At 59.9% G+C, this 7176-nt stretch carries 6 protein-coding genes and 1 pseudogene; 6 read left to right on the forward strand and 1 reads right to left on the reverse strand.

What is annotated here, in order from left to right:
• Positions 1-82: 82 nt before the first annotated feature.
• Positions 83-842, forward strand: a pseudogene (locus tag WA070_RS01395) (IS5 family transposase).
• Positions 843-927: 85 nt separating this feature from the next.
• Here WA070_RS01395 and WA070_RS01400 read toward each other — a convergent pair.
• The gene (locus WA070_RS01400; protein WP_422632441.1) at positions 928-1140 is read right to left on the reverse strand and encodes a hypothetical protein; all 213 of its coding nucleotides are present in this window, start codon (positions 1138-1140) and stop codon (positions 928-930) included.
• 384 nt (positions 1141-1524) lie between these two features.
• On the opposite strand from WA070_RS01400, the gene WA070_RS01405 reads away from it, so the two are divergent.
• The 5 genes from WA070_RS01405 to WA070_RS01425 all read left to right on the forward strand — a co-directional run bounded on the left by WA070_RS01405 (position 1525) and on the right by WA070_RS01425 (position 7104).
• Entirely contained in the window at positions 1525-1827 is a 303-nt protein-coding gene (locus WA070_RS01405) for a hypothetical protein (protein WP_422632442.1), read from the forward strand.
• A gap of 47 nt (positions 1828-1874) precedes the next feature.
• Positions 1875-2963, forward strand: a complete 1089-nt coding sequence (locus tag WA070_RS01410; RefSeq protein ID WP_422632443.1) for an AAA family ATPase — start codon at positions 1875-1877, stop codon at positions 2961-2963.
• On the forward strand, positions 2869-5328 hold the full coding sequence (locus WA070_RS01415; RefSeq protein WP_422632444.1) for a S8 family peptidase: 2460 nt from the start codon (positions 2869-2871) through the stop codon (positions 5326-5328). The genes WA070_RS01410 and WA070_RS01415 overlap by 95 nt, the downstream gene beginning before the upstream one ends.
• A 223-nt stretch (positions 5329-5551) precedes the next feature.
• A complete protein-coding gene (locus WA070_RS01420; protein ID WP_422632445.1) occupies positions 5552-5884 on the forward strand; it encodes a hypothetical protein in 333 nt (110 codons plus the stop codon).
• Complete coding sequence (locus WA070_RS01425) at positions 5881-7104, forward strand: hypothetical protein (protein ID WP_422632446.1); 1224 nt, start codon at positions 5881-5883, stop codon at positions 7102-7104. The genes WA070_RS01420 and WA070_RS01425 overlap by 4 nt, the downstream gene beginning before the upstream one ends.
• Positions 7105-7176 lie beyond the last annotated feature (72 nt).

The raw sequence follows: 7176 nt of genomic DNA on the forward strand, positions 1-7176 counted from the left end.
CTAGGGCGTAGTGATGATTTAAGGATTTGGGATTCCCAATTTCGCTAAAATCGGATTCAAGGCTGATTTTGGGAGATCGGCGATGGATTGCGACGCGCTTCGGGATGACCAGTGGGACCGGATCAAAGGGTTTGTGCCGGGCGGAACCAAGGGCAAGCGCGGACCGCGCACCGACAACCGGAAATTTCTGGATGCACTGCTGTGGATGGCGCGTTCGGGTGGGCGTTGGCGCGATCTGCCGGAACGGCTCGGCGACCATCGTTCGGTAAAACGGCGCTATTATCGCTGGATAGAGATGGGCGTCTCGACGCTATGCTGTCGGTGCTGGCGCGTGAGGCCGATCTTGAATGGCTGATGATCGACAGCACCATCGTACGCGCCCATCAGCACGCAGCGGGTGCGCGCAAGGAAAAAGGGGGGCGGATGCCCAGGGCCTGGGTCGGTCTCGCGGCGGGCTGAGCACAAAGATCCATGCAGCGACGGAGGCGCTGGGGCTTCCGATCCGCCTGATTGGATCACCGGGACAACGCAATGACATCGCTCTGGCACACGACCTCATCGACGGCTTCGAAGCGCAGGCCATCCTCGCTGACAAGGGCTATGACGCTGATCATTTGTGCGACAGGATCGAAAAGGCTGGAACCGATGTCGTCATCCCGCCCAAGCGAAATCGAAAGACACAACGGTCCTACGACAGCGAACTTTACAAAGAGCGCAATCGCGTCGAGCGCTTCTTTGCCAAACTCAAGCAGTTCCGACGGGTGGCAACCCGATACGACAAGCTGCTCGTCAACTTCATGGGCTTCGTCAAACTCGCAGCCATCGCTATATGGCTCCGATAGTTAAATCGTCACCACGACCTAGGCCCTTGGCGGTCGCCGGCAACCCGTCTGCGCTGCGCTTGAGGGTGCTTCACTTCGTTGCGCCCTAAAGCAGCATCGCGATGTTGTAGAGCAGCTTGAGCGTGTAGAGATGGAGGATGTAGTAGAACATCGGTGCGCCGCCGAGCATGGCGAGCTTCGGCATCACCTTGCTATCCTCGAACTTCTCACACAGCGCCAGCAACAGGCATCCGGAGCCCACGGTCAACATCAGAAACAGCAGCGATAGCGGATATTTGGTCAGCGCCAAAAAGCTCATGACGGTCCGCAGCGCGTTTCCGCGATGAACCAGGGGTTGCCGTTGAAAGACGTGGTATTCGCCTGACATGTCCGGGCGATACGGAACGAAGCCGCGCGCGACTATCTGATCTTTGCCTGTTTAACAGCATGTGGATCACGCTCGGAGCCGTAAAGAGACCAGAGGCAGTCGCTTTTTTCGCTGCGTCGTGTTCCAAAATATGCCCTACTGTGGCTCTGTTATGCCGTCTCAACTGACTTTTGAAACACAACAAGAGCATGTGTGACCCGGCGATGCCAGTGTGCGATTCGCCTATCCAGATCGAACGGGTCGGTTCGCACCGCTACGCGCAGCGGGTCCTGTCGAGAAGCGTTGGGTCGGAGACAGACCGATAGGAATGGCGGCGTGCGTGGCAGCAACCTGAAAGATGACAGCCGGTCCGGCATGATCCATCTTGCACTTAGCGAAACCGACCCTGGGTTTTCGTCGGTTGCGCGCGTCGATGGTCGTCGTATGTCTCTATCTCAGGCGCGATCAACGGCCGCCGGCTTTATGCTGTGGGCTACGCTTGGCAGAACGGGCAACTGGTTCCTGAAAACGACGGGGCAGCGCCAGGATTTTGTTCGGATGGCTGGCATCGGTGCGTTGGCCTGCTGGCCGGAACATTGCGTTGGCTTGACGCACACAGCACTTCATGCCTTATCTTAATGGGCAAGGGGGATGTATCGCGCGCAATTCCGCGATACATAATGGACATGGCATCAGCGCAGCAACTCATAGGTCTCGTCAAGAGCCACGCGGAGGGGGATTCCGATCGCTTCTTCGATCTCGCGATGCAGCTGTCTGCCGCCGAGGAGCAGAAGGGTCACAAGCGCCTCGCCGAGACATTGCGGCAATGGGCCGCCGCCGGCCAGGCACCGCCGCAACCGGCCTCGCGCACGCCGAACCTTACGCCGATAGCCGCGCCGCGTGGCGATCTCGCGCAATTCCTGTTGGCCTCCTATCCGAGCGAGCGGCTCAACAGCGTCATCCTGCCCTCGCCCATCGAGGAGGAGCTGGCGCACATCGTCATTGAGACGCGGATGCGCGAGAAGCTCGAAGAGAAGGGGCTGAAACCCCGGCGGCGGATCCTGCTTTCGGGCCCGCCCGGCACAGGCAAGACCATGAGCGCACATAGCCTGGCGGGCGAACTCCAGTTTCCGCTCTTCTCGGTAATGCTGCATGGCCTCATCACCAAATTCATGGGTGAAACGGCCCAGAAGCTCAAGCTCGTGTTCGACGCGATCAAATCGACGCGCGGCGTGTACCTGTTCGATGAGATCGACGCCCTTGCCGCAGCGAGAGGCGACGGCAATGATGTCGGCGAAGCCCGCCGCGTCCTGAACTCCTTCCTCCAGTTTCTCGACGAGGACACGGGCCCCTCGATCGTGATCGCGACTACAAATCTCGCCGAGATTCTCGATCGCGCCGTGCTGCGCCGGTTCGATCTCGTTCTCTCCTACGAACTGCCCGATGCGGCCGCGATCCGCGAGGCGCTCGAACGGCGTCTGACCGGCTTCTCCTACGCCCGCCTGTCGTGGAAGAAGGTCACCGACTGCGCCATCGGCCTGTCGACAGCCGATGTCGTAGCCGCGGCCGAAGACGCCGCTCGCCGGGCCGTTCTGGGTGACCGCAACGCGATAACAACGATTGATCTGGTAAACTCTTTGGAGCGCCGTCGCTCGCTGCAGGGGCTGGGAAGAGGCGCGAATGCCACGGAACCTACGTCATTTTCTTCTGAAAGATCTCGGAAAGCCACACCCATTCCGGGCAAAGACCGGACGCGGCGGCAAACCGCCAAGTGATGTCCTCGATCGGTCCGGCCACGCGCAGGCGCTGCTTCAGGCGATAGATTTCCTTCCTCCGATAGCGACCGACGGACTGCCGGGCGTCTATCTCGAGGTTAAAGGGCGACCGAACGAACCTCTGGCAAAGAATAGTCTGGGAACGAGCGGCATCGCGCTGTTGCGCAGCGATGCCGAGACAAGCGAAGCCGGCACGATCGAGAGAGCCACGGTCTTTGCCACCGCCAAAGGCGTCGAAAGCCTCCGCAAGAAGATCGAGCAGTTCGAAACGTACGATACGCCCGATAGGGAAAAGGACGGCCAGGTCGTTCCCGGGCGGCCCAAAAACGCCAAACTCGTCCAGAGTCTGGCCGCCATTACCGAAGCCGGCCTGCGCGCTCTGTGGCGCGGCCCGCAAGACAAATTCCCAGCGGACAATGGCGCGATACATTGGGAAATCTGGCTGGAGCCCCATGAAGCCGACGCCTTCATCACGCAGGCCGCCGCCTATCAGGTTCAGATCGGAACCGATCGTCTCTATTTCCCGGAAGATGTGGTCGTCATAGGTCAGGCGACGCGGGACCATATCGCCCTGGCCGTGCGGCGGCTTGGCGCGGTTCGCGCCCTTGAATCGCCAGCGACCACCGCCGATTTCTTCGATGCCATGGATGTGCAGGAGCAGGTCGCCTGGGTTGACGACCTCTTCCAGCGAACGACCTACAACGGCGGGGCGAACGGTGGCTACATCACCCTGCTCGACACGGGCGTCAGTCGCGCCCATCCCTTGCTTGCGCCTGTGCTGCTCGCGCAGGACCGGCATGCCGCCGACCCCGCCTGGGGGCTGGACGATATCAGGGGGCATGGAACCCAGCTTGCCGGCCTCGCGCTTTTCGGGGACCTGACCCTCAACCTGCAATCGACGATGCCGGTGACGGTCTCGCATCGGCTGGAGTCGATAAAGCTGTTGCCGGACGGCGGGGTCAATCCGCATCATCTGCTCGGCGTCGTCACACGGCGCGCCATCGATACGGTCGAGCAGACGGTGCGCCGGCGGACCTTCACCATGGCGGCGACGACGGACGAAGACACGCCGCATGACGGGGCACCGACATCATGGTCGACGGAAATCGACCAGCTTGCGTCCGGCGTTTCAGGCGCGCAGCCCCAGGCACGTCTCATCCTCGTGTCGGCGGGCAATAGCGACAACAACAAGTTCAGCGCGGCCCCCTATCTCGGTGTATGCGACCATCCCGACAATGAGCTGGAATCGCCCGCGCAGGCTTGGAACGCGATCAGCGTCGGTGCCTACACCGAGAAGACGATGCTGCCGGCGGGCGCTGCCCTCACCATCGTCGCGCCTTTCGGCGACCTCTCGCCCAGTTCGCGCACCGCATCCTGGTCATCGACCTGGCCGCTCAAGCCCGACATCGTCCTGGAAGGCGGAAACTGGGCGGCCGATTTGATCCCTCCGCCTATGCGCCATGGCTGGCTTTCCCTGCTCACAACCCATCATGGCTATCCGCAACGGTCTTTCAGCTTCACGTTTGACACAAGCGCAGCCACGGCAATCGCGGCCAAGCAGATCACCGAACTATGGTCTGACTATCCGCTGCTCTGGCCCGAAACCATCCGGGCCCTCTATATAGCATCGGCCCGCTGGACGCCGCAGATGCGCTCGCATCTTCCCGCACAGCCGAGCAAGGGCAGCTATGCGCGCATGTTCCAGCGATACGGCTATGGCGTCCCTGACCTCGAGCGCGCCCATCGCAGCGCATCCAACGCCCTTTCGCTCATCGTCCAGGACGTCATCATTCCGTACGGCATCTCGGACAAGACCGGCGGGGACGTTCACAAGGAGATGCGCCTCTTTACGCTGCCATGGCCCGTCGAAGAGCTGCGCAAACTCGGCAATGCGAACGTGACCTTGAGGGTCGCCCTGAGTTCCTTCATTGCGCCCAATCCCGCCGAAGCCTCCCGCGGGTCACGATATCGCTACGCGTCCCACAATCTGCGCTTCAAGCTGAACCGCGCCGGCGAAAATGCCCAGCAGTTCATGGCTCGTATCAGCAAGGCTGCCGAACCCGTCGGTCCCCAGGTCGATGAAGACGATCTTTGGGTATTTGGGAGCGATCGGCGTGACGTCGGCTCTCTCCATATCGACCAGTTGACGTGCAAGGCATCAGACCTTGCACGCCGCAATCTCCTGGCCATTCATCCCGTTGCAGGATGGTGGAAATCCAAGGCATTGCTCAAGGATGGAGAGCCGGAAGTCCGCTTCGCCCTGATCGTCGAAATCGACACACAAGGGATCGAGGCGGACCTTTATGCGGAGGTGCAAACAGCCGTTACAGTCCTGAACGCGGCTCAGACAATCATAATAACCTGAGCTATGTTGGCAGACGAAATTGTGCAACTCATTGTAAAGAGACGCAACCACTTAACGTGGCGATCGGAAATTACGCCGATGCCACCTCCCTTGTGAACGACATGCGCCCTACGGGATAAGATGAACATGATCCGAAACGGTTGTTTCGGGTGGGAAATGATTGCGCGGGGCGGTCATTTTGATATGCTGAGTCTCGGTCGCTTACTTGTTTCAGGGGGAACATGTGATGCCGGGCATTCAACGCGTTGTGCTACGAACCAAATATAGCTCGGCAGAAATTTGGTCCATCGCGGAAAATGCCGTCCTGGCAGCGGCGGATCGCGTAACTGGCGTACGCCCGTCACTCATGGCTCCAGTCGATCGATACCTGCCGGACGATCAAAGCATCATGAAATATTACGGCGTTCTCGATGACATCATCGACAACAATGACGGCCTGGTAGTCGACTTCGTCGCATCTCCGCCTTTGACAAAGAAGGCACTGGCCAAGGCAAATTTCCTCACTTTGGTCTATGCCGTCGAAAAGCGCCTCACCTCGATGGGCGAAAAGCAATGAACCGCAGGCTGCGGGTTGGCGCTACTGTCGCACTATCGGTCTGGAGTGCGTCGGTGGTGCCGGCAAGAGCGGACACCGACGAGCTTGTGGCTGAAATCAAATCCAGCTGTCGATCGGGAGCGAGCGGGCAGCCGACCATAGCGGCGAGCGATCTCAAGAAGATATTCGAGAAGGAGTTCCCCATCAATTATGTCTGGAAGGCTACTTCAGCGCCTCCGACAGATGAGTCGATCCTCAACGCAATCGTAGAAGCGGGTTTGAGACCGGGCGGGCAAGCCACGGCTCCAAACGGTGAATCCTTCGCCCAAATCGGCATGCTGGTTCTTGATTGGATGGGACTTCGGACGAATCGGGTCCTTCCGATCGAACAGGGGGGACTCGCGGTCAGCGACAAATCGGGACGCACGCTGAGCACCGACGACCTCAAGCCCGTGCTTGCCGCCATCTATCTTGGCCGCAACAATGATCGCTACGCGTTCGCCTGCACGAAGGGGACCGAACCCGAACGTGACGTACCTGAAGGCACGGTCGAGATTCCCAAGCCCTCAATTACGATCGCGAAAGCGCCGTCGCAACTGGGCAAGGGGGGAGCCGACGATCAGGAAGCCGGTGAGATCGGCGTGATTGACGATCGCGTCAAGGACAGCACCAGCTTTGCTACAAACATCGCGGTCGGCCTGGCCATTCCAATCTTCCGTCACAGGAAGTTGGACGCATTCCGACCGTTTCAGGTCGCGCAAGCCAATATCATTCCCTTCATCTCCTACAACAGGCAGGGGGCGCGCGATCCGAGCGACGACTCCTATGTGAACAACCTCGCTTTCGGTCTCACCCATAACGGGTATTTGGTATGGCGAAGCGGCGAGCCGGGCAGCAGCAGCACCTTTTCAGCCTATTATGCCCTCTCCGGCAAATATGAGACCGATGATGGGTTCCGTTCGGACGCATTTCTGGCCGAGGCGCTCCTGCAGCCGCTGCTCCCATTGCCCGGCAACACGACACCCTATTATCTTGTGAAGGACAGGCCACTCGAGTTCGGGTTCATGTGGACCTTGGCCGGCATTGCGGATTACTCCCACGTCACCGATCCCTGGAAGAAGCAGTCTCTCCTGGATACCAAGGAATATACGCGACTGGGCACCAATGTCGCTGGTGCGCTTATCCTTCGCCCAGGCTGGGGTAGGCAAATTCGAGAAGCCATTTTATCTTGCCGATGGTGACATCCCCAAGTCCTTCCCGTTCTCGCTTGGCGAGCCACTCCTCGGCAACGGTGCGAAAACCAGTGGTCGCCT

Origin of the sequence: Sphingobium sp. (assembly GCF_049304695.1) — a bacterium.
GTDB lineage: Bacteria > Pseudomonadota > Alphaproteobacteria > Sphingomonadales > Sphingomonadaceae > Sphingobium.

Bases quoted from the DNA above. Each gene is read 5' to 3' on its own strand.
- WA070_RS01400 (WP_422632441.1), bottom strand. From the start codon at position 1,140: ATGAGCTTTTTGGCGCTGACCAAATATCCGCTATCGCTGCTGTTTCTG.
- WA070_RS01410 (WP_422632443.1), top strand. From the start codon at position 1,875: ATGGCATCAGCGCAGCAACTCATAGGTCTCGTCAAGAGCCACGCGGAG.
- WA070_RS01415 (WP_422632444.1), top strand. From the start codon at position 2,869: ATGCCACGGAACCTACGTCATTTTCTTCTGAAAGATCTCGGAAAGCCA.
- WA070_RS01425 (WP_422632446.1), top strand. From the start codon at position 5,881: ATGAACCGCAGGCTGCGGGTTGGCGCTACTGTCGCACTATCGGTCTGG.